The organism is Treponema socranskii subsp. socranskii VPI DR56BR1116 = ATCC 35536, assembly GCF_000468115.1.
Taxonomy (GTDB): domain Bacteria; phylum Spirochaetota; class Spirochaetia; order Treponematales; family Treponemataceae; genus Treponema_D; species Treponema_D socranskii.
In genome coordinates this window covers 33,740-58,707 of the sequence record NZ_AVQI01000060.1, presented here as the reverse complement: position 1 = coordinate 58,707, position 24,968 = coordinate 33,740, and the positions used below count along the sequence as shown (strand labels likewise).

At 48.7% G+C, this 24,968-nt stretch carries 13 protein-coding genes; 10 read left to right on the top strand and 3 right to left on the bottom strand.

Going from position 1 to position 24,968, the window contains the following annotated elements; all coding sequences use genetic code 11:
- Position 1: 1 nt before the first annotated feature.
- The 10 genes from HMPREF0860_RS08310 to HMPREF0860_RS08255 all read left to right on the top strand — a co-directional run bounded on the left by HMPREF0860_RS08310 (position 2) and on the right by HMPREF0860_RS08255 (position 23,312).
- Positions 2–637: a tetratricopeptide repeat protein gene (locus tag HMPREF0860_RS08310; RefSeq protein WP_021331589.1), complete on the top strand. Its 636-nt coding sequence runs from the start codon at positions 2–4 to the stop codon at positions 635–637.
- On the top strand, positions 634–2,055 hold the full coding sequence (locus tag HMPREF0860_RS13315; protein ID WP_021331517.1) for an Ig-like domain-containing protein: 1,422 nt from the start codon (positions 634–636) through the stop codon (positions 2,053–2,055). Before HMPREF0860_RS08310 ends, HMPREF0860_RS13315 begins: the two co-directional genes overlap by 4 nt.
- Positions 2,031–3,536 (top strand): Ig-like domain-containing domain, encoded by a 1,506-nt coding sequence (locus tag HMPREF0860_RS08290; RefSeq protein ID WP_021331556.1) that lies wholly within the window; start codon positions 2,031–2,033, stop codon positions 3,534–3,536. The genes HMPREF0860_RS13315 and HMPREF0860_RS08290 overlap by 25 nt, the downstream gene beginning before the upstream one ends.
- Before the next feature lie 13 nt (positions 3,537–3,549).
- Positions 3,550–4,929, top strand: coding sequence for a TolC family protein (locus HMPREF0860_RS08285; RefSeq protein ID WP_021331562.1), 1,380 nt, complete (start codon positions 3,550–3,552; stop codon positions 4,927–4,929).
- Positions 4,920–6,278, top strand: coding sequence for an efflux RND transporter periplasmic adaptor subunit (locus tag HMPREF0860_RS08280; RefSeq protein ID WP_021331554.1), 1,359 nt, complete (start codon positions 4,920–4,922; stop codon positions 6,276–6,278). The genes HMPREF0860_RS08285 and HMPREF0860_RS08280 overlap by 10 nt, the downstream gene beginning before the upstream one ends.
- On the top strand, positions 6,275–9,292 hold the full coding sequence (locus tag HMPREF0860_RS08275; protein WP_021331594.1) for an efflux RND transporter permease subunit: 3,018 nt from the start codon (positions 6,275–6,277) through the stop codon (positions 9,290–9,292). The genes HMPREF0860_RS08280 and HMPREF0860_RS08275 overlap by 4 nt, the downstream gene beginning before the upstream one ends.
- Complete coding sequence (locus HMPREF0860_RS08270) at positions 9,289–12,210, top strand: efflux RND transporter permease subunit (protein WP_021331560.1); 2,922 nt, start codon at positions 9,289–9,291, stop codon at positions 12,208–12,210. The genes HMPREF0860_RS08275 and HMPREF0860_RS08270 overlap by 4 nt, the downstream gene beginning before the upstream one ends.
- A complete protein-coding gene (locus tag HMPREF0860_RS08265) occupies positions 12,207–21,125 on the top strand; it encodes an S-layer family protein (RefSeq protein ID WP_021331574.1) in 8,919 nt (2,972 codons plus the stop codon). Before HMPREF0860_RS08270 ends, HMPREF0860_RS08265 begins: the two co-directional genes overlap by 4 nt.
- Positions 21,126–21,316: 191 nt before the next feature.
- Positions 21,317–22,162: an NADase-type glycan-binding domain-containing protein gene (locus tag HMPREF0860_RS13310; RefSeq protein WP_156002225.1), complete on the top strand. Its 846-nt coding sequence runs from the start codon at positions 21,317–21,319 to the stop codon at positions 22,160–22,162.
- A gap of 184 nt (positions 22,163–22,346) precedes the next feature.
- Positions 22,347–23,312: an NADase-type glycan-binding domain-containing protein gene (locus tag HMPREF0860_RS08255; RefSeq protein ID WP_021495673.1), complete on the top strand. Its 966-nt coding sequence runs from the start codon at positions 22,347–22,349 to the stop codon at positions 23,310–23,312.
- Between the two features lie 96 nt (positions 23,313–23,408).
- On the opposite strand, the gene HMPREF0860_RS08250 is transcribed toward HMPREF0860_RS08255, so the two are convergent.
- The 3 genes from HMPREF0860_RS08250 to HMPREF0860_RS08240 are packed head-to-tail and all read right to left on the bottom strand — an operon-like array spanning position 23,409 to position 24,895.
- On the bottom strand, positions 23,409–24,233 hold the full coding sequence (locus HMPREF0860_RS08250) for a 4Fe-4S binding protein (protein WP_021331521.1): 825 nt from the start codon (positions 24,231–24,233) through the stop codon (positions 23,409–23,411).
- Positions 24,226–24,408 (bottom strand): CD1871A family CXXC motif-containing protein, encoded by a 183-nt coding sequence (locus tag HMPREF0860_RS08245; RefSeq protein WP_021331527.1) that lies wholly within the window; start codon positions 24,406–24,408, stop codon positions 24,226–24,228. The genes HMPREF0860_RS08250 and HMPREF0860_RS08245 overlap by 8 nt, the downstream gene beginning before the upstream one ends.
- Positions 24,398–24,895, bottom strand: a complete 498-nt coding sequence (locus HMPREF0860_RS08240; RefSeq protein ID WP_156002222.1) for a TlpA family protein disulfide reductase — start codon at positions 24,893–24,895, stop codon at positions 24,398–24,400. Before HMPREF0860_RS08240 ends, HMPREF0860_RS08245 begins: the two co-directional genes overlap by 11 nt.
- Positions 24,896–24,968 lie beyond the last annotated feature (73 nt).

Below are 24,968 nucleotides of genomic sequence, written 5' to 3'. Positions count from 1 at the left end.
TATGCGCTGCGGTTTTATATTGTTTTTGCTGAGTACGGGTTTCTTCGCTCTTTCCTGCAGCGATTCCGCGGCGGCGGAGCTGCTGTATGCGCGTGCGTCTGATGCGTACATACGCGAAGATTTTTCGAATGCGCTTTCACTTGCGGATGAGGCCCTCCGTGCCGACGGCGATTTTTTCCAAGCGCGGCTCCTCAAAGCGAAGCTGTTGATCTTTACGGAAAAAACAGGAGACGCGGAAAAGATTTTGCGCGCGCTGTGCAAACGCTATCCCGAATTTACCGAAGCGCGGCTGTGGTATGTACGCGCTTTGATTATGACGGAGCGATACGATAAGGCGGAAACGCTGCTCGAACGGGAACTCGCGCTCAATCAAACGGACTGGAGATTTTATTATCAATATGCGCTTTTGGCGCAAAAGCAAAACGCGGCCGACAAACGTCTCTCGCTGTGCAGAAAGGCGGAACAGGCGCTCTGCGACAGCGAAAAAGTGTACATCGAAACGGCGGATATATGGCTCTCGCTCGGCGTCCGATCGAATGCGCTCGACGCGCTCGATAAAGCCTATGCCGTTTCCGCGCATCCCGATGCGGTTGCGGAAATAATACATTTTGTTAAGCGGGGGGATGACATACGATGAAACGCATAGCCTGCACTTTAGCGGCGATATCGCTTTTCTTTTCGTGCACTGTGATTTCGTTCGACGAATATGAAGTCGTCTGCAGTCAAAGTCCGGCAGAGGAATACTTCGCCGGTGAACACATCGGTTTTTCGTTCAACTGCGATGTTGTCCGTCATTATGCCGAGCAAGCCGTGACGATAAAATCGGGCACGCATCAGTGTGAAGCCGAATATATGTGGGACGGACGATCGCTGTACGTAAAGCCCTCAGGCGGATGGATTCGGGGAAAACCGTATCAAGTAAGCATGGACGGTCTCATGCATACGGAAAACAGTGCGGCCTTTCACGCATATACGATATGCACGTTTATATACGGCAGCGAAGGAGAACGCTTTTATGCGCTTGCGCTTCCCGAAAAACGCATCGGCGCGGATCCGCGGCAAAAGCTTGTATTCGCGTTTAATAAAAAAATCGAAGCGGCACGGTTTGAAAAAGCGTTTTCGATTTTTCCGTCGTCGGAGTATTCGATTGCGCTCTCGGAGGATGAGCGGACGATCACCGTTTCGCCGTCTCCGAGGTGGAAGCTGAACACGACCTATGCGTGGACGATAAAACGGCTTTTGTCGTCGGACGGCTGGGAAATGCAGGATGTGCTTTCAAATACGTTTTCGACGAAGGAAGATGCCGAAAGTCCCTCGCTCGTATGCCTCTGTCCCGTAAGCGATACGTCGCCCGATGCGCACTGGTTTACCGATATCGCACTCGATAAAAATATTTCCGGAAAGCAGCCGATCGGTTTTGTGTTTTCAAAGCCGATGGATTTCGATGCGGTAAAAGACGCCGTTTCGATTTCGCCTTCGTTGTCCGGCTATATGGTGCCGTACGGCGACGAGCGTACGCGCTTTTTATTTGTGCCGGAAGAATACTACAAAGTCGCAGCCGAATATACGCTCGCCGTCTCAACGGCGGCTGCGGATGAAAACGGTACGCCGCTTTTCGAAAAGATCGTCAAGCGCTTTTACGCGGCAGATGCATGGCTTTCGGTTGCCGGTTTATCGCTCGATGCCGATGTCGTTCCCGATTTGTCGGCGCCGTGCATAGAACACTCACTGCATAAAGATGCGGACGGCAACTACGAATTGACCGCGCAGATTTTATTTTCGCATGAGATCGCCGACGGCGCTCTTACAACAGCTGTGAACGCGGTAACGGCGTCATTGCTTTTTCCGCTTACGTCGGCGAGCCCCGTAAAGACGGGCGTCTTTTGGAACGAAGAGAAAACGAGGCTTACGGTAACGTGGACGCGCTTTACGGTGAGCACGAACGATGTGCACTCGTACTATCGATTAAAAATTGCCGGCGGGCCTGCGGGAATAAACGACGGGCGGGGAAGCTATATGGAGAAAGACCTATGTATAACCGTTTTGACAAAGTGAAGACGGCAGCTTTAATAATTTTTTGCCTCTTGTATGCCGGCTGCGCTTCCGAGCTGTTTCTGGAGATGAGCGTCGATTCGTGTACGTGGGATAACGACGGCGTTTCGATCGTGTTTTCACTTGAGCCCGATATGATGTCGGTTGAAAAAGCGTTTACGCTGACCGAAGACGATCATCCCGCATCGGGAATTTTTTTGTGCGCCGGGAAACAAGTGCGCTTTTTTCCGACCGGCGGCATCAAAATAAATTACGATTACGTCGTCACCGTCACTTCGTCCGCCGAAAGCAAAAACGGATATTCGCTTGCAGGCGATTACTGCAAAATGTTTTCGACGCGGAACGACAAAGTACGGCCGGAAATAGTTTCCGTCGTACCGCAAAACGGCAGCACCGTCAATGAAGCGTCCGCCATAACGATTCGCTTTTCCGAGCCGGTTACGCGCGAATCTTTCGAAGCCGCCGTTTCCGTCAGTCCGCCTTTTTCGTACGCGCGCGTTTTTTCAGACGGAGACCGAACCGTCCGCATCGTGCCGATGGAAAGCCTCAAAGCGAATACGCTGTATAAAATTACGCTGTCCGAAAGCCTCGAAGATTATGCGCGGAACGCGCTCGCAAAAGAATACCTTTCATCGTTTTATTATCGATACGATACGGAGACGCCGGACTGTACGTTTATTATTAAAAATAAAAACGGCTTTCAAATCGCGGCGAAAAACGGCGGCAGCTATCAAGCCGTTCCGAAAGACTGCGCTGTCGATATCGATTTTTCAAAAGAGATGAATATCGATACGTTGTCGTCATATATCTCCGTCGTGCCGACGGTATCGTATTCGGTAAAGACAAACGCGTTCGATAAAACGCATGCATCGGTCGTCTTCGATGCGCCTGCGTGGGGAAAGACGTACACGTTTCGGATGCGCAAAGGCGTACAATCCGTGGCGGGAAACGGGACTGAACGCGATACGGTATTCGATATCCGCTTCGACGCCGAAAGTGACAGACCGGTCGAATTTGTTAAAGGATTTTTGCAGACGGGCGAGTGGCGCGAAGGAAATCTTTCCGACGGCGTAAACTATAAGACGATAGCGGCGGCAACGAATTTTTCGGCGCTGCTTTTCGACCCGGTGTTTTTCCCGCCTTCATCCGATACCGCTGCCGCGCTCTATCTCGCGTTTGCCGTTTCGCGAGAGGCGGCAGGCCTCGATATTTTTTCGCTCTTCGATTCCCTTGCGTTTTCGGCGACAAACGGATGTTGCTCTATCGTGATAAAAACGCTTTTTGCCGTACCGCCGGAAAGTTCTGCGGCTTTTCCGCTGAACGAATTGATCGTGCTTGAGGAGGGTATGTGCATCGTGCGAGCGGGGCTCGAAATCACGAATAACAGCAATCCGGGCATCGTGACGATGACGGTCGGCGACGGCGTAAAAGATTCGCTCGGAAATGCGATTCGATCGAAAAACATTTTTACGTTTACAAAGTGACGGAGATACGGCGATGAAATCGATCGGCAAAAAAACCGTTATATCGCTTCTTTTTTGCTTAGCCGCGCTTGCGTTTTCGGAAACCGTTTTTCGTTCGCCGGAAGAAGCTGCGGAATTCGCCGTTTCGAATTCGAAAGAATACCGGCTGAAAAAATTGCACGTCGAAGCGTCTTACAAAGTGGCCTGTTTTGCGCTGCAGGAATTTTTACCGTCGTTCAATGCGTCGTGGTCGGAAAACGATGCGGTTAAAATCGGCGGAGCGGATTCGCACAGTAAATCGCTGCAGTTTTCCGCGCGTCAAGTCATCGGCGACGGCGGCAAGCGTATCGTTGCGTACAAGATGAATAAGACGAATGCGTACTATGCGGTAAAAACCTACGAACAGGAATTGCAGGCATTTCAATCGTCCGTCATAAATCAATATTGTCTTTGCCTGCGGCAACAGGAAATTATTAAAATAAAAAACGATTTGGAAAAGAATGCTGCGGTGCAGCTTGAAATTATTAAAGAAGAATATCGTCTCGGCCTTGCGCTTGAAAACGATTATTTGGAATACCTTATTTCGTTTAGGAAAATTCAAAACGATAAAAAGAAAGCCGAACGGGAGCTGCGGACGCAGATGCGCGTACTGAAATCGATCATCGATATGGCCGCCGATGAAGAGCTGCGTCTCGAAAACGCGCTTACGGGCGGTACCGATATTCCGTATCTTGAACCGCACATCGCCGATCTGCAGCGCATGACGGACGAACGCAATCCTGCAATAAAAAAATCGGAAGCGGCGCTGCAGTATGCCGAACAGCGCTATAAGTACACGAAATTGTTTTTTCTCCCGGAAGTCGCCGTCGAGGGCGGCGTATCCTTTTCCGGTACGGCCTACCCGTTGAACAAGCCTTCGTATTCGCTAAAGCTGTCGTTGAATTTTCAGAACGTACCTTTCGTGCCGACGACGATCGGAAACGGTTACGGTTTTAACAAAAAACAGCTCGTCGGCCTCGACAATTCACTTTCGGCGGGCATCGTACCCGATACGAATTATTTTATTAAACGTAACGTCGATAAAATTGCGCTGGAGCGGGAAGGCGAGCAGCTTCGTCTGCAAAAAAACGCAGTGCACGAACAGCTGTTTGAAAGAGCTGCTGCGTATGATGACGGCAAAGATTCGATTGAGCGGATTTCGGAATCGATTTTACTGCGCGAAAAGCGTCTTGCCGTCAGCGCCGAACAAGTCGAAAAAGGCGAGATGAAGCGGATCGACTACCTTGCCGAATTGATGGAGCTCGCGGAAGAAAAGATAAACCGCATCGCTGCGGAAACGGCGGTACGGGCGGCTCTCCGCGATATCGAAATATTGCTGTGCGTTCCGTTCGGAGGTTTACAAAAATGTTTTTAATAAAACCGTTGATGAAATATTCGTGCATCGTATTGCTTGCCGCCCTCTTTTGTGCGTGCGCGCCTTCCGATAGAAAAAACGAAGGGGAGCTTTTGCCGGTCGAAGTAAGCGCAGTACGGGCGGAAAACCGAGCGCTCGACGACGTGCTTAAAAGCTTCGGTTCCATTTCATATAAAACGAAAACCGACGTTACGTGTACGGTCAGCGGAACGGTGACGGCATTTTTCGTAAAAGAAGGGGATGCCGTAACAAAGGGACAAAAGCTCGCGCAGCTGCGCAACGTGCAGCTCGAACTGCAGAGAGAACAATGTATGAACGCGCTCGATTCGGCAAACGCATCGCTCGAGCTTGCCCGCGTAAAGCTCCGCGAAGAAACGCTCGCAGCCGAAGGCCGTCTGCTCGCCGTAGAAAAATCGAAAATACATATCGTGCAAAAAGAGCTCGAATTGGAATTGTTAAAAGATATGTTTTCGAATAAGTCGCGGCTGCACGAACTCGGCGGCGTTACCGATTCGTCGCTCGAACAGCTGAAACTGCAAGTGCGTTCGGCGGAAACGGAAATCGCAATGATGAAAAAAGAACTCGATACGCTGCTGCTCGGTTTTCGCGATGAAGATTTATTAAAAGAAGGAATCACTCCTTCACGCGATCCCGACGTGCGCAAAAAGCAGTTTACAGCGCTCAACACGAAATCGGGAGCTGCCGAGCTTGCTTCCGTACAGGCGCAAGTGCAGGCGGCGGACAGGCAGCTCGCGTCGGTACGTAAGCTCATCGACGAACTTACGATACGGGCTCCTTCCGGCGGCATCGTCGGAGCGCGCTATTACGAAAACGGCGAATATGTAAAAGAAAACGAAAAGATCGCGACGCTCATGGATACGTCGTCGGTGTATGCGGTGCTCCACGTGCAGGAACAGGATGCGGTCGGCTTTGCGCAGGGTACGCGCGTTTCGCTTTTTTTGCCGTCGCTCGGCGCATCGTATCGATCCGTTATCGCCGAAATATCACCGGCAGCGGATCCGCAGAGCGGAAATTTTTCCGTCAAAACGGAAATCGGCAATAAAAACGGCGCAATTAAACCGGGGATGTTCGTGCGCTGCGAAATCGAACGCGCGGCGGCAAAAGACGTTCCGTGCATACCCGACAGCACGCTGCTTTTATCGGACGAAAAAACCGGAAAAGTTTTTTGCATCGTAAACGGATGCGCGGTACAAAAAGCCGTTTTAATAAAAGCGCATCGCGACGGTTTTGTGTGGATCGGAGACGGGCTTTCGGCCGGAGACCTCATCGTCGATAAGCCTTCGCCGTTTTTGCGCGAAGGGCAGGCGGTAAGACTGAGGACGCTATGATAAAGAAAATCGTTTCGTTTTCGGTTTATCATCCCGTCTCCGCATTGATGCTGCACCTTGCGCTGCTGCTCTGTTGCTGTATCGCTCTGTACACGGTTCAGCTCGATTTTATGCCGAAAATGGACGAACGTTTTTTGCTTATTTCAGCCGACTTTACCGGAGTGAGCGCGCAGGATATGCAGAAGCTCGTTACGATCCCAGTCGAAGACGCAGCCGCCTCGCTCAAGGGCATAAAAAATATTTCATCGGTGACGCGCGACGGTCTTTCGCTCGTCGTTGTCGAACTGCACTGGAATGTCGACGCCGACATTGCGATCGTCGAATGCCGGCAGATCATCGATCAGTGTTACGAAGCGCTGCCGAACGGCTGCGCCAAACCGAACGTCGCTTTTTTCAATCCGGTGCACAGAGAAACGCTGACCCTTGTCATTTTTCCGAACGATAACGATTTGGAGTACGGCCGTCATATCGTCGACACGGACATACGGCCGCATCTGCAGCGCGTCAAAGGTGTCGGTTCCGTTTCGGTTACGGGCGGCGAAAAACCTGAAGTGAAAGTCGTACTCGATAAAGCGAAGGTCGAATCGATCCCCGTATCTTTGCAGAGCGTTGCGGAAATTTTATCGCAGGCGAATTTCGAATACCCGTCGGGAAGCGTAAGCGACGGCGGCAAGGAATTGCTTTTTCGCACCTCCGGTTTATTTACGACGCTCGGCGATATCGAAGACGTGCCGTTTTTGTACGGCAGCGGCGGCGTGCTGAAAATCAAAGACATCGGAACGGTGTCGCTCGGCACCGAAAAAAAGGAAAGCTTTTTTACGTACAACGGGCGCGAAGCGATATGCGTGAAAATCTATAAAAAAGCCGATGCGAGTCCGCTCGCCGTATCGAAAAAATTAACAAGAGAGATAGATCGGCTGCACAATTCGTACGGCGGAAATTTTACGTTTAAAATCGTGTTCGATCTGTCGGACGAACTTACGGCATCGATACGAAATCTGTGCGTGTCGGCCGCACTCGGAGCCGTGATAACGGCGATCGTGCTGTTTTTGTTTTTACGCACATTGCGTATATCGCTTTTGGCCGCGAGCGTTATGCCGCTTTCGATACTCTTTTCCGTATTCGCCCTCGCGCTGTGCGGCAAAACGGTCAACATTTTATCGGTGTCGGGCATAACGATCGGCATCGGCATGGTGATCGATCCGGCAGCCGTAGCGATAGAAAACGTATTGGAAAAACTGAAGCGGCAGCCGGATTTTTCCGCTGCCGAATCGATTGTCGACGGCGCAGCGGAAACATCCCTTTCTTCCTCCGGTTCGGCCGTAACGACGATAGCCGCCTTCTTTCCGTTTTTCTTTTTTCCCGGACTCTTCGGCAAACTCTTTTCCGATATGGCGCTCGCCGTCATCGCTTCGATCGCGTTTTCCTTTGTGCTTGCGATGACGTATATTCCCGCAGCGATGTCGCTGCAATCGAAAAAATTGATCGACAACTTCGCCGGAAGTTCGAAGCGAAGCTTTAAACGGCAGCGGGGCATTGAACGCTCCGCACGAATCGAATCATACGCCCGTATACCTGCCATTTCGTGCGGCGAAAAACTCTACGGCGATTGTTTAAAAACGATATTCGAAAAAAAATATGCGGTTCCCGTTTTGTTCACCGCTTGCCTATGCGTCGGAACGCTGTGCGTACTGCTTTTAAAAAAAGAGCTGCTGCCGGTATCTCCGAGCGGCACGGTCGCCGCGACCATACGTTACGGCACTTCGCCTTCGCTCGATGCGCTGTTCTCCGACGCGGATTTTATAAACCGTGCTTTGTCGGTGGAGGATTTTATCGATACGGTGTGCATATCGGGCGGCATAGAAAAAGACGATTACGAACAGCTCGCCGCTCCGGAAGCGAAAAAAGAAACGATGCGCATCACGTGCAGCGGGAAGAGTCCCGAAAAAATCGCGGCCGCACTCGATGCGATTTTGCAAAATACGGATATGCGCTATACGCTTGAAACGAGCCGCAATCTGCTCGAAGAGATGCTCGCATCCGATGCGGCGCCTCTCATCGTGACCGCTTTTTCGCCCGAAGCGGCGGCGGAAACGGCGCTTGCCCTCTGCGATGAGCGGGATATCGCGCCGTACGATATTTTACAGGAAGCGGCGTTTATCCCCGACAGAAGCGCATGTGCGCGGTTTGCCGTTTCCGCATCGCAGACTGCCGCCGCCGCTTACGCTGCTCTCGAAGGTGTCGAGTCGAATGCCTTTTATACGGGCGGGCGAAAGATACCGCTTCGCGTGTCGTTTGCCGACGGAACCTTTACCGCCGTAGAACAGCTTATGCGCACGGGCGTCGTTGCGGGTAAAACCGATATACCGCTGTCCTCTCTCGGTACGGTCGAAGCGGTTGAAAACGAAAAGACGCTGCATCGTTGGAACAGAAAAGACGCAAAAAAAATAAGCGGCGTACCGAAAGAAAAATCAGTAAATTTCGACGGCATCGTTTCGCTTCGCGATATACAGATGAAAGAGTTTTTCAAAAGCGCGGCGGTGCTGCTCGCCGTCGTGTTTTTGCTGCTCTACTGTATTATGGGCGCGCAGTTCGAATCATTCGTTATCCCGCTGCTTATGTTCGTTTCCATACCGCCTGCTTTTGCCGGAGCCTTTGCATTGCTTCTCTTGTGCAATCGCTCGCTCAATATACACAGCGTGATCGCCCTTGTCGTACTGTTCGGAACCGCTGTCAACAACGCGATCATTTTATACGAGAGTATAACAAGGCAAAACGATATCACGGAGCAAAGCGTCATCTCCGCAAGCGTTGCAAAACTCCGTCCGATTTTAATAACGACGTTGACAACCGTGTTCGCCGTCGTTCCCTTTGCCGTCGATCCGCTGCGCAAAAATCAACAGTCGTCGATGGCGATTGCGATCGTCGGCGGGCTTATCGCGTCGTTTGTCGTCGTGCTTGCCCTTATGCCGCCGCTGCTCTTTTCCGTTTTGAAAAGGAGGCGTTTGCCGTGATCTTGCGTTCTTGGTATGAGCGTCCGAAGCTCGCATTTTTCGTATTTGCCTCAATTACGGTTTGCCTCATCGCGTGCGCGCTTCGTATAGAGATCGGAGAATCGTACGACGGACGCTATACGGTGTTCAGCGTCGAGTTCGATTATTACGGAGTCGATGCCGACAAAATCGAACGGCTCGTAACGATCCCGCTCGAAGAAAAAATTTTACCGCTTGCGGGGCTCGTTGAACTCGACTCTTCTGCGGAAAACGGCAAATCAACGACGACGGCATATTTTAATAAAAAGGTCGACGCAAAAAACGTCTACCTTTCGATCGGAAACGTCGTCGATACTCTGTATGAGCTTCTTCCGAGCGATGTGCAAAAACCGCGCATATACGCGTCCGACGCGCATTCCGGCAGCGTCCTGTGCGTCGCCTTTGAAAAAAAGGACGAGCGCACGCGCGAGACGATAGAATCGGCTTTAAAGAAAAAAATCGAAAGCGTGCGCGGCGTTTCCGAAGCGATCGTTACGGGCGGCGCACAAAACGAAGTCTTCGTATCCTTCGATCCGGAAAAAGCATCGAGCGCGATGCAAAATCCGTCCGACTTTTCGGCAGCCGTGCGCGGCGGCAACACGGCGAGTCCCGCGTGTACGATACGGACTTCGCGGTACAACAAATCGATCGTATTCGACACGAAGCTGAAAAATCTCGACGATCTTCGCGCGCTTCCGATAAAGACGGGAGAAAATTATTCGACGCTCGGCTATGTGGCGGACATAGAGATGCGGCCGCGGAAACAGGACGGGATCGTGCGCATCGACGGGAAGGAGTGCATTGCGCTGAACGTTAAGTGTTCATCGGACGGGAACAGCATCGCCGTTTCATCCGCGTGCAAGAAGATTCTTTCAGCCGCCGATCTGCAAGGCATCCCGTATACGATTTTATACGACACCGGCGGCGAACAGCTGAAACTCATCCGTTCGGTCGCCTTTGCGTTCGTACAGAGCTTTATCTGTGTCGCCGTCATCGTGCCGTTTTTTTACGAATCCTTTTCGGCAGCCGTCCTTATTTTACTCCTGTTGATTGCCGACAGCGTATGGACGGTCGGGCTTTTGCAGCTTTTCGGATTTACGCTGAACCGCCGCACGATTGCGGGTATGTCGATCGCGCTCGGTCTCATTGCGGATTCGGCGCTGATTATCGTCGCGTGCGCCGAAACGAGTCCGTCGAACGGCGTATTTTTTGATCGGGTCGGGCGGCTGCACGCGTCTCTTACGGCGGCGGGCTGTACGACGCTGCTTGCGGTGATCCCGCTTTTTTTTCTCGATGCCGTCGTACCCGGTACGAAAAATACGGCCGCCGCTATGAGCACAATGATTTCGGCATCCGTCGTTTTGTCGGCGGTATTCGTTCCGTGCTGTATCCGCTCGGGACTGTCGGCAAAGCGAAAACGGAAGCTGTATAAAAAAATCGAATCGCTGTATGTGCGCTTTTCGTACCGGGCGGCATCTTCGAGCATCGCTAACGGCCGCGTCGTTTTTGCATTGTATGCGTGCTGTACGGCACTTCCGCCGCTGTTGTTTTTGATGAGCGGAAAAAATCTTTTACCCGAAGAAAAAAGCCGCATCATCTTCGCCTCGGTCGATTACGAACCCGAAACGAGTGCGGCGTACATCGACGAAAACGTAGGGCGGTTTGCGCTGCGATTAAAAGAAGACTCAGGCGTTTCGTTTGTACGCACCGAAGCGAAGCGCGGTTCGGCGGATATCGAAATTGGCTGTGTGCGCGAAGCCGACGTCGGACGCGTTCGAAATCGTGCCGCATCTTCGGCGCATATCGTACCCGACGGATTTTTATACGTACCCGGTTTGCAAAAAAAGAGGCGGAAAAAATTCGCGCGTTTTCGGCTCGCCGCCTCGGGCGACGATTCAACACAGTGCAGGGTATATGCGGAACGGGCGGCATCTGTGCTCGCGCCATTAAAGCATATCGATTCGGTCGTACTCAATTTTAAAAAGGCGGAAAAAGAATATGCGTTTGTCCCCGATAAAACGATGCTTATCAAAAACGGATTGACCGTCGAGTCGGTCGCATCGAATCTGCGCTGGCTCATGTTCGGTCCCGTTGCGGACAAATGGCTGCAGAACGGCAGGGAATACGATATCCGTATCGCAGGAAAAAATCTGCAAAACGCCTCCCTTTCGCAGATACAAAACATTCATCTGCCGGTTCCGTCGGGCAGCATTGCGCTGACCGCGCTCGGCGAAATACGGCAGACGGAAAAGATTAATAAAATTTACAGAAAGGACGGAAGGCGGTGTGCGTATTTTACTGCGGAAACGAGCGGCTTGAGTACAAGCGAAGCGGCGGCCTTTGTACGCGACCGGCTCGCGGAGATCCCGCTTGAAAAAGGCTATTGTTTTTCGTTTGAACGGGATATCGCCGAACTGCGTGCCGATTATACGCTTACCGTCTCCGCTCTTGTGCTCTGCGTTGCGGGGATATTTATCCTGCTCGCGGCGCTCAACGAACGGCCGAAACTGTCGGCGCTCATCGTCTCCGTCATTCCGGCGTCTTTTGTGCTGCCGCTTGCGATACGTTTCGCGTCCGGCGTGCCGCTCGAACTCGGCGACCTTACGGGGATGGTCGTGCTGTCGGGGATCACCGTCAACAACGCGATCTATATAACGGAATCGAAAAAAAGCCGCATTGAATTTTGCATACGGGAAAAAGCGCGCAGCATCCTCGTTACCTCTTTCACGACGGCGGCCGGTGCCGTGCCGCTCTACCTGTTCGGCGGGGATTCGTTTTCGAGAGGTCTTTCGTTTTTTATGATTTTCGGAATCATCGATGCGCTCGTCGTATCGTTTGTATTATTTCCGGGCTGTATGGCTCGGATTTTTAAAAAATCGCATTTCGGAGGTATGGTATGAATGAAAAATTAACAAGAGTGATGGCCGCCGTGCTCATGTTCGCGTACGGCGTGAGCATTGTTCCGGCGCAGGAGATCGCATCCGGTCTCGCAGCGGGAAAGATCCGCATCGATTATTATTTGAATCGCGCGGAAAAAGCCCGCGATGAAAGCGAGTGGAAGCGGATCGCCGACGAGGGTATGCTTACGGCGCTTTCCGCGTGGGAGCACGTGATGACAGCGCTGAAAGAGCAGGATGCCGATGCGTGGAACGCTTCGCGTGCGGATGCGAAAGCGTATTATGAAAATACGATCGCAAAAAAATACGCGGATTGGATCTGTACACGCTATACGAGGGCGCACGAAAAAAAAGCGGCGTCGGAACTCGCTCTCAAACTCAAAGAAAAAATGAACGATTTTGACACGTCGCAGTATACGCTTGCCGAAGCGAGTGCGCTTTACGATGCGTGGCTTACGGAAAGCCGGAATGTCATCGACCGGTATCTCGACGAATACGATGCGGGAGCATCACGCGAAGCGATGCGGCGCGAATCGGAAATGCTTTCGCAGATTGAAGGAAAACGCTTTGTCGCCCGTTTTATAAAAGATACGTATTCGCTTAAAGCGGAAAAGGCGAAAGAAGCGGCGAGCGCGATCGCGGACGATTTGACAAAAAAGACGTATGCGGAAACGGAACGGGACATGAACGAACTGTTCGCATCGCTTGAAAAGACGATTGCCTCTCCCGTCGATAACGAAATTAACAAAGATGCGTTTTTGTCGCGCTTTAAAGAAGTGTTTACCAAAGGTCTTGCAAAGTGGGAAGATGCGGAACGTGAATTTTTACGCGACAGGCTTGCATGGGAAAACGAAGCGCAGCGGACGTATGAAGAGAGCGAACGGATTTGGGAAGCGGCAAAAAAAACGCTTTCCGATAAGCGCGCCGAATGGGAAAAGAGTATCGATGCACGTATCAAAAAACTTGAGCGGGAAATCGCGAAAAAAAACAAAGATTATGAAAACGAGATAAACGGCCTGCTCGAAAATTATCGGGCGGTGCTTAATGAAAATGCATCGTACCGTTACGATGCGGCGCGGATGCAGGAGACCGTATACAACGATATACGCGATATGTTTGCTACGTCACGGGAAGGCATCGAAAATTGGATCGCATTATGGGGCTCCAAGTACAAGGGTGTGTATTCGTATTGGAAAACGGAAGATCCGAACAATATTTTATACGATATGGTAAACGGAAAAGGCGATATAAAAATCGATGCGGAAACGTTGAAGATTATTCGTGCGAATATATACGATTGGCAGGATAAGTACATACGGCAGATCGTACGGGAATACGACGCAGTCTTGCAGCAATACGTGTCCGATATTCTGCGATTGCAGAATATAATTAATAAAAATATAATGTCTTTCGGTAAACTCGATTATACAAAATCAAGAGAATATAACAAAGCAGTCCTTACTTGTACATCGTATGAGTCGGGTCGGGAAAAAAGAATTGTCGAACGCAATAGAGACGATTTTTTTTCTTATTACGATAAAATCGCTGTGTTGAAAAAATATGAAGATGTGGGGAAAAAACTATCTGCGCTTGTCGCTGCGGAAAATGTAAAGAATTCGGAACGAGAGCTTCAATCGTATGTTAACGGCGATGAATTTTCTTCCGACAAAGCGATAAAAGCGTATATTGCGGATGTGAAAGAGCAGCTTGCGGCACAAAAGGAAAAAGCTGCCGGCGGCAATTTTACAGGCGACGATTATACGGCGCAGCTGAAAGCGTATCTCACTGCATTGAAAGAAAGCGATGACGTTTTGCTGCAAAACGATAATTTTGTCGTGCTTACCGATGCACTTTCGGCGGGCGAAACGATGCTGGCCTGGCACCGCATTGCTCTACATGATAAAGTCCGCCTCGACAAATCGATTAAAAATCTTTTTCAACTTGCAATAGCAGGAGAATACGGGTACGGTGAAGCGGAGCTTGAACTGTTCAAAGCGAAAGTATTTGCTGCGGCAGCGGATGAAAATTATGAAATTGCAAAAGCGGTCGACGAATATGCATCGGTCACGGACGCTTCTCGTGAAGCAAAGGCGGAAACGGAAAAACGCTTGCAGGATGCGGAGTACGCGTATAAAATCGCATACGATGCATACCGCGTTTTATGCGGCGAACTTACGGATGTCGACATAACGCGTGCAAAAGAAAAACTGCATGCCGCGTATAAAAATCTGCAGCGTGCAAAAGAGGCGTTTGCCGATGCCGATAAGGAAAACGCTACGCTGATATCCATACAGCCGACGGTACAGCGTGAAACGATCGAAAGAACGATTTTGTTGTTTGCCGGCACGCATTCCGAAAAAAACGATGCGGTATCCCGGTCGGCCTACGATTACTATATAGCAAAATTTTCGGAGTTTGAAAAACGGGATTTTGCAAATATAAGCGGAGAAAATACGAATGCGATACTGCAGCAGTATGCGGACGCAAAAGCTGCGATTGCAAAAACGATACGGGAAAACGATACATCGCCGGTACGAGCGGGAAAAAATTCATACGATACTGTTATCGATTATATAAAAAAGTTTACGCCGTTTTCGACGGGACTTTTGGATGGAGCAAGCAAGGCGCTTGCAGCATATATTCAGACGTATTTGGATACGGAAGCCTACCGTTATGCCGCGCTTTCGGATACCGACGGAAAAATAGAGGCGGAAAGACTTGCGCTATGCCGTGAAAAACTTGCGCTGTATGAAAACGAAGCAACACTTGAAACGCTTACCGAAGAGCAGGAAGCGGAATTGAGCGCGTTTGCTCTTGAATATCGGTTTTTGCAAAGCGTCATACAATATGCAAAAAAAACGAACTGTGTTTGGAGTGAAAAATTATTAAAAAACGGCTATTTAAATTCGTCGATATTCGCTTCGTCGGAAGAAAAAGAAAAAATACGGAATGTATTTGCCGGTGTGGACGCCGCCGAAATGCGCACGAGAGAGGGTATGGTAACGGCAGCGGCGCGATTCTTTTTACAAGAGGGTTATACTGCGGGCGAAAAAACGTCGAGCGAATTATACGCCGTGCTGGCGCAGGCGCTTGAAAACAAAAACGAATCGACGAAAAAACTTGATCTGTATGCGGAATTGTTTTTGTTGTCCGATGCCGACGGCATAGCTGCGCGGATTGCAGAAAATAATAAAAAAGCGGCGGCCTTGCAGCGCGATATCGAAGCGGCAACCGTCGCCTATGCGGAATCGATCGGCGAATTGAAAGCCGCCGAAGACGCGTATATGCAAAAAGTCGATACGTGCAATGCCGCGTATACGGAACTTGAGCGGCTCCGTATTGCCAAGCGCTGTGCACAAGCCGTGTTCGATTGGGCGTCGAGCGTATATCTTGAAAATATCGGAATAAATGCGAACGAACACTATGTAACGCCGAAAGAAAAACTTTCGGAAGCGGCATATACAAGAGAGCGGGCACTGCTTTCCGTACGGGTGCTGGAAAATTTGATTGCCGAAAAACAAAATGTAAATGCGACGCTTGCCGAAAACGCGGAACTTGAAGCGTATAAAAAAATCGATCGCGCTTATTATGAAACGCTCGTTATACAGCATGAAATATCGATGATGTATCGAGAAAAAGAAAAAATGCTTGCGGCCGCGGAATCCGCTGAACGGAATGCGCGCATCACGTTGACTATGCCGTTCGATTACACTACAGCGGAACAACTTGTACATATCGAAAAAAACGGAGACGGCAGTTGGAATTACGTGCTGACGCAAAAAGTCGTTGCGGATCATAAAAGCGAAACATATTATGAAACGGATGAACAAGGCAATACGATTGCCAAAACGCGGGAATGGACGGAGTATAACGTATATCCGGGCGAATACACGGGCGTCGACAATACTGCCGAGCAAAAAAATTATTTTACCGATGACGATGCCGCGGTACTGCAGACGATAACGCAGGGGAAGATTAAACGGACTGCGGCGGAAAAAGAGGCGGAAGACTGGCTCGATTCGTTGTGGAAGAAAAAAAACTCATACAGAGAAAACGTCATACTCGCCGCTATGTATTTGCAGTACCGGTGCAGCGACGATAAAATCAAAAGCCTGCAAGCCGATGCCGAAGCTGTTTTTCAGATGCCGAACGTCAACAGCGAACACGGAATCGACGTTTATGCAAAATATAAACAGTACCGCGAAGCCGTTCTGTGGGATGCATACGAGGCGGTTATTAAAGCCGGCGGAGAAAACGATATTGCAAAGTGCATTATCTTCAGGAACGGCGGCAATATACTCGGTGCGGAACTCGAGGGATTTGAAGTCGATATTTTAAAAACCCGTGCCCTCGAACGGCTTGCCGACGAGATGGATCGGATCGAAAGCCGGCATACGTATTTCAAGCGCATTTTTTGGGGCTGGTTTAAACGTACCGACGCGACGGGAAAATATGCCGGAGCGGTTTGCGATAAATGTCATGCGTATCGAAAAAATGCGGCAGCCGCTGCTTTAAATAAAGACGAAAAAATTCGACTCGTGCTCGATACGCTCAGTAAAGCGAAGTCCGCGCGGGAAAACGCGGTACACGATTACACTGCGCTGTTCGGCGATACCGAGCGAAGCGGAACGGAGATTGCGGCAAACCTGCGGACTGCGCTTATTGATAACAGCCTTATATCGAAATCGCTGCTCAATGAAATTATCGGTGCGGCGGACGGCGGCAAAACGTATGTAAATACGCGCAGTTTTATCGATGAAGCGGCGGACGTATATAAAGCAAAACGCGATAAAGCCGCCGATGCGCTCGATGCAAAACGAAAAGCACTTTTTGCCGCACAGCGGAACGCTGCTGCCGCGTATCACGTATATGTTGAAAAGAGCAAAATACTCGATGAAAGTGTACGCGTCGAATTGCGAAAGCTTGCCCTTGAATCGTCCGACGTGACGGCAAGTACGGAAGCCCGGAAAAAAGCGGCTGAAAAATATACGGAATTATACAATGAAAACTTCGGCATTTCCGCCGCCGAAAAACGTTTGTTTGCAGAGTATGCGGAAAGCGCATGGGGAAACGGTACCTACGATACCGTACAATTCATTAAAAGTATGGGAGCGTATTACGGAGATTACTACAACGGAAACAGCTGCAGCGATTTTACCCGTTCGACGGAAACCTATGACGCGTATGTACAGGAACAGCTGCTGAATTTTATCGGAGAAAAGACAAAAGTAAAGAATACGAGTTTGTACGATGCGTATAAAATCGAATTGATAAAAAATATGAATGCGGCAAAGACGGAACATGAAAACGCATTGCGGCAGCTTAACGATATTGCGTTGTTGTCGGCGGTGGAGTGGAGAAAAGCGCAGGAAAAGATGAATGTCCGGCACAACACGTGGCGGCGCGAATTCGTTGAAGAATACGCGCTGCATCAAAGCGAATGGGAATCGAATTACGGCGTATTTTTGACGCAAAAGCAGGAATGGATAAACGGTATGTATCTTGACGCGGCGGCGGAAACCGAATTGCGTCAAGATGCGGGAGAACGCGAAGCGGCCGAAAAACTTATGGAAGCCAGAAGCGTTGCCCGAAAAACGCTTCCGAAAGCGATTATCGACAACGAAAAATATACGGAAGCCTTGCTCGGCGAAACGCTGTTGGGAAAACTCGAAAAGCAAAGCAGCGTTTTGCAAAATCGTATCGAATCCGCCGTATTTGCCGCCGTTCGGCACGATTCGATACGATCGGATATCGAAATCGCACATCGGGCGGCTGAAGTGCTCGCTGTGACGAACAAAGATTTGCAGGATCGGGCTGTGAGGATTGCAGTGCAGCAAGCGGAACAAAGTCTTATTAACAGCCGCGATCGATACTATGCGCTCGTGGGGGAACAAAATCAAAGCATCGAAGATTATGTAAAAGAAACGGTACTCGGTTCCGGATACACGTGGAGTCAAAAAATTATTAAACGGCGCGTTGTCGTCGATTCGAATTTTTGGAAAGTCACACGTAAAACACAAACCGTACACCCGTATGAATGGTATGTAACGACAGCACCTGATATCGGCATAGATGTGAAGGCGCTCGCCGTTGCGAATCAAGATACCGCAGATTATTTGATGGCGACGGCACAGAGAAATTTGTCGCTGTGGTATGAGCGTGTGTTCGGTACGGGCGGTGAATTTGAAAAACACACAGGTGAAGCGCCGGAATTGAAAAGCGGCGGTGATATCAATATAAAACGGGGACGAGAGGGAAATGTAAAAAAACAAGGCAGCGGCGAAATCGGACTTGTCATGCTCGACGTATTGTGGAATGATGTAGAAGAAAGCTACGGATGGGCCGAGCTCGCAAAGCCCGATTGGGATCAAAAGCTGTGGAGCGGTTCTTCGCTTTTCGGCATGGACCCGCCGAGTATACGAACGGTGACAACTGTGGCGGCAGCCGTCGTCGCTACTGTCGTAAGTGCCGTATGTACGTGGGGTTCTGCGGCGCCGGTAGTCGCGGCTCTGTGTTCCGCTGCAGTTGCAAGTACGATAACGATGAGCAACGAATTACTGTTTGCGGCACTCGATTTAAGCGGCGGCTATAAAACGGCCGAAGACATTGGAAAGAGCCTTGCGATGAGCGCACTTACAAGTGCGCTGAGCATGGCGAGCGGAGCAGCGGGAGCGGCCGCCGGATTATTGGGCGGTGCGGCGGGAGCGGTTTTGAAAACGGGCATCGGCGTATCGAGCGGACTCACGGGAAAATTTCTTACCGGCGGAATCGCGTCGGGCTGGAATTGGAGCGAGATGGGAAAACAGTGGGATGATTGGGACGATTGGAAAGGGACGGTAATAGATACGGCCGGAAGTGCGGTGACGAACACTATGGAAACGGCGATGCTCGGAAACACGATGACAAGGGACGGAAGAATAAGCGGCTATACGAAAGTGTCGGGATTCAACAGCGCCCAGATCGGACAGATCAAAACGCTTGCAGGAACGGCAGGCAATATTACCGCAAGCGCGATAGAACTCGGCATAAACGGCGAAACGACGATAAATATATTGAATACGAGCGACTTGTTCAGGAATACGAAATTAGCGGGAGCATCGAGCGGCTTGTTTGCATTGACGTTCGGGAACAACGGTGTTTATACGGAAATAAGTACGGCAGGACGCAATTACAGTATTACGGAAATAGCGAATACGATAGGCGGTACAAAAGCGGCAGGCATTGCGCTGCGAACGAATGCGTATGAACGGAAAAACGGAAACGGTACCGGAACGGCACTTCGCAGTCAATACGGATTCGGAGATAAAAAAGCGCAGCAACAAGCGGATGACATTCTGCACGGCAGAGCCGAATTGATACGAGATAACGCCGATACCGTAACGGCCGGAGGCCGTGCAAAAACCGTGTTTGACGGCAAACGCAAAATATATATAAACGGGAACAATTTTGACGGAACAATAGAAAGTGCGCTTGCGATGGGCATAACCTTGCAGCACGAAGCGTATCGGGACGGGATTACGGGACCGAGTACGGCACAACAAGCGGAAACAGTGCAGTCCGTCTACAAGCACACGGAGATGGCGCTTCGGATGGCAAGTGACGGTATGGCCGGCAGAATGATGAACGGTGTAGTGTCGTATATGCCGGAACTGAAAAGCGATATCGCAAACTACAATCGATATGTGCTTGCGATGGCGCGAGCCGGAGGAGACGAGGCGAAACAGAGGGAAGCGTACGAGCAATATGCGGCATATACGGATGCGGCGTATGATTCGAGCGGGGATTATTGGCTCTTTAAACTGGACGGCTCAATCGTTGATGATGGAACGAATTATTTTTCTCGCCAATATGTAGATGAGAACGGTTTTATAATAGACGAAAACGGTAATTTTACAAACGGTGACGGAAAGATTGCTGGAAAAGCAACGAAAAAACAGATTGAATCGATGAAAATAGAAGGATCGGATTTTACCGGTTCTCGTGTGGAAGCGTTGGTCCGTGCTCTCGGTTTGAAAAATGCGGAAAAAATGCTCGGCAAAAATTATCTGGATGCGGATTTATATACAAGTGCTGTTTTTAAAAAGATAGGATTAACCGAAGCGCAGATAAAAAGAGTACAGCGTTCAGGTTCGTTGAATAGTATTCGTCTTACCAAAACACAAAAAGAAAAACTGCTTGGTCGGCAGCTTATGGCACAGAACGGAGTTTCGTGGGATCAGGAAGAATACAAATTGATAGGAGGAAACTTGAAAATACCGGGCTTGAGAGAAAATGACAGTCTCGGTGTAAGCAGGCGCGAGGATGGAACATATCAGTTTTTTACCGCAGGTATGATATTTACCAGAGATGATGATGCATTTGATATCTATAAGAATGGAAAAGTCGGAGATACAGATACTACTTACGAACAAAGAAATAATACAAGGATGACTGCTTGGAAACGTGATTTATTTACGAATGAATATACATCAATTTCATTTGATAATGCATTTACCAGTGTAGATAAATTATCGCCTCAAATTACGATAGGAAATGATACGTATCCGGGTGGAACCTTAATATCAGAATATTTTAAGATGCATTTAATCGATTCAAATGAATGGCACAAGGAAAATTACGGTGTAAATCAAGTAGGCGTATTTACAGATTCTCTTTTATTAAATGGGCAAATTCTCAACAAAGCCGGTTATGACGGAAAAAGTACCAAACGAACTTTGTATCATCCTTTCGGTACCGGAGCCGGATCCGAAAATTGTTTCGGTCCGATGTCAAATCAAGGTGTATCGGGATGGAATGATCCAAAAAAGGTTGGAACCGGTGCTTATTATTTCAATGAACAGTTGAAATTGTTCAAATCATGGGGCCTCTATAACGGTTATGAATTTAATATCAATTTGCAAGGGAAGGTACATCTATGAAAAAAATGATATGGATATTTTATGCGGTTTGTCTTTTCGTGTATAATTCTTATGCGGATGATTTGATAAATTTTTGCGAGATACCGAATCCCTTATACAGGGATGATGCAGCGTATATTGTAAAAGGCGACGGATATATATGCGAATTTAAAGAGCTGAAAGATAATACATATTGTGAAATTTTTCCTATAATGTTGGAAACCGAACGCGGCTTTGTCAAGGATAAGCACAGCGATTTGTTTATTTTGGAAGCTGAAGGGCTCATCCTGTACCATCATGCGGAATTGGAAAGAGCTGCAAAAATATACGGCACGGCAAAATGGATTGATATGCAGCGCAAACTTTTTTATGAAGGATCATATAAACATGATGCATATACCGTTGAATCTGCCGTCGAATTATTCGGAACTCAGCAAAAAGATTTACAACGCTTAAGGCTGGGAGATACGGTATTTTTCAATACGGGTATTTTGAAAATTGCAAGTTCGTCCTATTTAATTGAAACACATCAGGGCAAAGAAATTGTATACTCTCCGGAATATTTTCTTTCGAAAATATTTTACAATATCGGCGACGATTATATTAATTTTTGGCTTTACGATTCCGTTTCTCCTCCGTGGGTTGAAGGCGTAAAAGGCTACGGCATCGGCGAATATCTTGATATCGATTTTAAATATGTATCGGATGAAATTCAAATCCTCAACGGTTTTGTCGATTTTTCTCGTAAGCATTTATATCGAGCCAACAACCGTGTAAAAAAGATTTTAGTCGAATCGGAGGATCCGAAATTTGCGAAAGAATACGAACTTGAAGACGCGGTAAGATATACTCCCGTTCGATTACCCGAAAAAACGAAGAAAATCAGGATCACAATAAAAGACGTGTATAAAGGGGATAAATACGATGATACGTGCATTTCTTCCATTATTGTTACTGATCCGAATGCATCAAGCTTTGAAGAGCGAAAGAAACAGATATACGAGCTTTTGAAAACGACAGGCGTCATGAAGAAAATTAAAGCGTCTATGGAGAAATAACACGAGCCTCATAATAAGGTGAGAGTATCGGTTTATCAATTTATCTCCGGCTGTTTTGTAACTACGCGTGAAAATCAAAGGAGGCTTTTGGAAAAATTACAAAGATGGGGTCTGGCAGGAGGTTACCAAATAGCCGGTACCATAGTGGAACGAAAATACAGAAGATATAACGGGGTGAAATAACATGAAAAAGATGTTTTTATCGGTAATGTTTGTTTCGGCTTTTCTCTGTTTTGCTAATACAGAAAGTACACAGGTACAAATCGATGTATATAATCGCATCGATAAAGAATTCGATTTGGGTAAACGCTGTCTAAGGTATACGGAGATAGGAGCGGTTTCTAAAAGAGATAATATCGTTATTATTAAAACGTGGTCCGATAATTATTATATCAAAAAAATCGATTTGGATAATATCGATAAGGATATGTACGGCTATTGTTTTTTTGAATATAATAAACGGAAATATCTGGCAATCTACGGATCGAATATGTTTTTTTCATTCGATTATTTATCTCCGAATATATCGAATGCTTATGAGCCGGGCTTATCGATTAAAGAAGCACCCTTTGCCTTTATGCAGTATATAAAACCGAATGATTTCGAATCGTTTTTGAAAAAAGTTACACGATATAAACGGGATGCGCTTGAGTCTTGGAATGCGATACCTCAATTTTCAATAAAAAAAATCGAAGCATCGCCATGGTATAATGAACCGACGAAATCAGGAATCGTTTCTTATAGACCAGATTATCTCAATATGATTTTTCACGAAGAAGCGTTTTTAACTAATTTCCTTCTCCGCAATCCGTGGGTTCCGGGAAAGGAAAAAGATGCTGCCGGTATCGGAGAATCGCTTACGATCGAATTTGCCGAACCGAAAGATAATATCGTCGTTTTGAACGGGTACGTCGATTTGGAAAAGCGCTATCTTTACAAAGCGAACAACCGCGTCAAAACCGCCGTTATCGCATCGCTCGATGAAGGCAATCCGTTCGAATTTGAATATCGATTTGAAGATTTCGTGCATTTTGCGGAGATCGATTTTCCTGCGAAAGTTTCCAAAGTGAGCTTTACGATTAAAGACGTGTATAACGGCGAAAAGTTGAACGACACGTGTGTTACCGCCGTCATTACACGACGCGATTAGCGCGACCGAGCGGCGTATCCGCTTGCCGCTCGGTCGCTTTCTTCGGATTTTGATCGGCATATCCGCCGCATTCGTTTGCCGCGCAATTAGCGCCGCCTATTTCAATGCGCCGTACCTGCACCGTGTGCGGCATTCCCCGCAGCGGATGCACTCGCGGTCGTTTACTGTGCACGTATCCATTTTGCACGAAGCGACGCATGCGTTGCAGTGTACGCATTTCGATTCGTCTACGCGGATTCCGAAAATCGCGAATTTATTAAAAAAAGAATAGACGGCGCCGAGCGGACAAAAAAATCTGCAAAAGGGGCGGAACATAAAAACCGACCACGTGATAAATACGGCGGCGACTGCAGCTTTCCACGTAAAAAGCATGCCGGCCGCGCTTCGAAGCTGTTCGTTCAGCAAAACGAGCGGTGCGCCGGCTCCGACCGTTCCCGCGGGGCACACGAGTTTGCAAAAGAAAGGCGCGCCGAGTCCGTTTTTAAAATAAAACGCGAGCGGCAGCGCAATGCACAAAACGAGCAAAAGCGCGTATTTGAAAAGCGAGAGCTTTCTCGTAAGCGCGAACGTTCGTTTTGTCTTTTTTATTTTTTTTGACGGGATTTTATACAACAGTTCCTGCACCAATCCTGCGGGGCAGATAAAGCCGCACACGACGCGGCCGAAAAGCGTTCCGACGAGCAAAAAAAAGCCGGTAATAAAAAACGGCAGTTGTCCGTTTGCAAGCGTGTTTTGCAGGGAGCCGAGCGGACAGGCTGCGATCGCGCCGGGGCACGAATAGCAGTTTAAACCGGGTACGCATACGGTTTTCAACGGCGAATGCGAAATGCCGCCTGAAAACCAGCGTTTGACATCCGCGTTGTATATGAGCATCGCGATAAATTGAATCGCCTTTCTGCGCCTCGTCTGTTTTTTATCCAATGCCGATACACTCCATGCAGATAAAAACGGCTTTGCGGAAAATCGAATCGTTGTCTCCGCGAAAAACGCCGACGGTAATAAATACGACCGCCGCGGCTATCAGAGCGATGCGCAGCAGCGTATGTTTTTTTTCGGAACGGCCGTCTTTTACGGAAAGCTTTTTTTCAGTTTGCATATTTTTCGACAAAACGCTGCAATTCCGCGGGGGACATCGCACCGACGCGGATTTTTTCGATTTTTCCGTCCGGCGAAATCAGTATGCTCGTCGGAATGCCCTGAATAAAATACGAACCAGCGATGGAACCGTCTTTGTCGAGACCGCCGGGAAACGTATAATTATTCTTTTTCATAAAAGCGCTCTGCGATTTTTCCGTGTCGGAAATGCACACTGCAAGGAATGCGATGCGCGAAGACGAGTCGAGTTTTGAAGCGAATGCGTTCATTTCAGGCAATTCGACGCGGCAGGGTCCGCACCACGTCGCCCAAAAATGAAGCAACACCGCTTTTCCTTTGTAGTCGGAGAGCTTTACCTGTTGTCCCGTCGAGAGCGTGAGCGAAAAATCGGGAGCCGTTTTGCCTTCTTTGACGCTTTGCGCAAAGATCGGAGATGCTGCGGCGATCGCAATCACCGATGCGATTAAAAAAGATTTTAAATGTTTCATGTATGAAAAGATAACAAATATGGAACGAAAAAGCAAGTTTAAAATATCGTTTTTTAAAATTATGCGGCAGTCG